Genomic DNA, 2,196 nt, shown 5'->3' with positions numbered 1-2,196 from the left:
GGACGAACTATGCCTGAGTGTCAAGACGATCAGTACGCACCGCGCCCATGTTCTCGAGAAGACGAATATGAAGAACAATTCCGAGCTGACGCATTATGCCTTCTTCAAGGGGCTCGTGCACTGAAGCAGTAGCGCGAACGGATGCCAGCTAAGGGACCTGCACGGCCTCTTTCGCTCGTGCCATTATCTTATCCTCCTTTGCCGGCGGGTCAGGGCTCGGAATGATGATGTTGAGGCACGCGCCGCCCAGGTCGCCTTTGTAGACCGCCATCTCTCCCCCGAAACCACGCACCCGCTCCATCACACCCAGGAGACCAAAAGAGTTCATCTTGTGCGCCTCGGAGAACTCCATGCCCACACCATCGTCGCAAACCCGCATCGAAAACGCGTGCCGCGTCAGCCGAAGTACGACGTGCACCTTGGTGGCCTGCGCATGACGGACGATATTGGTGAGTGTTTCCTGAAAAATTCTGAAGATCGCGACCGACAGTTCCTCGGACAGCTTGATATGCGGAGGCTCGGTCTCGATGTCGCAAACGATACCGGTCCTGGAAGAGAACTCGCTTGCCTGCCATTCGATAGCGGCAGAAAGCCCGACGTCGTCGAGGATGGCCGGTCGCAGCTCCGAGCATATGCGACTGACCGAGCCGACGGTCGTTGTGATGAGTTCGCCCATTCTGTGGGTCTTTCTGAGCAAGTCGCCTCGCTCTTCTGGCAATCGCTTGTGCAGCCAGCGAACGTCGAGGCTTAGTGCCGTGAGGACCTGTCCCAGCTCGTCGTGTATTTCCCGCGCGATTCTGCTGCGTTCATCTTCTCGTATACTCTGCAAGTGGGCCGTCAGCTCCCGCAGGCGATCCTCGGACTCTCTCAGGTTCCGCTCAGCCTGTTTGCGCTCCGAGATATCCTTGAAATCCTCGACGATGCCGACAATCCTTCCGTCCGGCCTTCGGTACGGCGTGGCCGAAACGATGCAAGGAATCGACTTCCCATCCGAGCACACCTTGTCCGCGTCGTATTCGACGAACTCGTCACCACCGAGCACTCGGGTCAACGGGCATCCGGGTGCGTCACACCTGTCGCCCCAGAATACGTCATGGCACTTTCTGCCGATGATCTCGCTTTTCGGCAGTCCCACCAGCTCGGCAAAAGTATCGTTTGCCCGAAGCACTCGAAAGTCTTTGTCCACGATTCGCATCCCGTCGGCCGCCGTTTCGAATACCTGATCGACTTCGGCCAGCGCCCGTATTGATGCGTCCTCGGCTCGCCGTCGCGCTTTAACGATATGACTCGCAATGAAGGCAAATCCCATGAATGCCATAACGACGGTCAACCGCATCCAGAGTTCATGCCACGTCGGCGCGAATATAGCCTCGTAGAGATCCGAGTCCGCGAAGAACAGTACGTGGTTGCTGGCCTCGAGCAACCAGAAAATCACGCTGATAGCGAAACCGAAGAGGATGAGACCGTTCCCCTCCAGATCTCGGAAGCTAAGACTACCTCGCATTATTATCTCCCTTGGACGTGACACCTGAGGAGAACTTGAAAAGAAAGTCGGCTAGCGCAATCGTTTGGACGCCATTGGATCGCTGCAGTCTCGCGGTCCCGGACGGCGTTACGACCGGCGTCTAAAAGGAAGCGAAGGTCCGAAATGTCGCGTCTCTGATTCTCGTCAGGAATACCTTTGTCGGGTGATCTGTAAAGTTGGATTGCCTTGAGACAAGAGTCAATTCGGGCATGTACTTAAGACGAGTGACGATTGTCCTCAAAGCGACGTCCGTCTTTGCGTTGAAGATGCTGAAGACAAATCAGTGGTATGGAGGGGCCGCTGCGCAGTTGGCGCGCGACATGCCAAATGCTAAAGCGCTGTGGCGCACATGGATTTGCGAGAGCGGCCCCGGAGAGATTGATCAAAACAGCCTCTCGGATGTTTTGCCTCCTGCGGGGCGCACCCAAGGGCATTTCCTTCGGGGCGCCTGCGGCGTCCAAAATGCTAACGCGTTTTGTCGAACAGCAGTCCTCATCTTCATCCAGGACACCCAAAATGAAAAAGGGCCCCACAAGGGGACCCTTGTGAAATCCCAACAGATGCGTGACACATTCAGCTCTTATCCCAAAGATACTTGGAGAGGAGAGCAAGATGACAAAAGCAGAACAGGCAAGACTCGTAGCGTGGAGGCTGAAGATCCTTAGACATGC

At 56.1% G+C, this 2,196-nt stretch carries 3 protein-coding genes; 2 read left to right on the top strand and 1 reads right to left on the bottom strand.

Translation table 11 applies throughout. From position 1 onward, the window contains the following. A partial coding sequence (locus tag HKN37_14075) for a response regulator transcription factor (GenBank protein NNE47777.1) occupies nt 1–124 on the top strand: 124 nt, incomplete at its 5' end. 24 nt (nt 125–148) lie between these two features. On the opposite strand, the gene HKN37_14070 is transcribed toward HKN37_14075, so the two are convergent. Next, complete coding sequence (locus tag HKN37_14070; protein NNE47776.1) at nt 149–1,504, bottom strand: PAS domain S-box protein; 1,356 nt, start codon at nt 1,502–1,504, stop codon at nt 149–151. A gap of 245 nt (nt 1,505–1,749) precedes the next feature. On the opposite strand from HKN37_14070, the gene HKN37_14065 reads away from it, so the two are divergent. Further along, a complete protein-coding gene (locus HKN37_14065) occupies nt 1,750–2,190 on the top strand; it encodes a hypothetical protein (protein NNE47775.1) in 441 nt (146 codons plus the stop codon). Nucleotides 2,191–2,196: the final 6 nt, after the last annotated feature.

This window comes from Rhodothermales bacterium (genome assembly GCA_013002345.1).
In the GTDB taxonomy this organism is placed as follows: domain Bacteria; phylum Bacteroidota; class Rhodothermia; order Rhodothermales; family JABDKH01; genus JABDKH01.
This window is presented reverse-complemented; position numbering and strand designations above follow the sequence as displayed.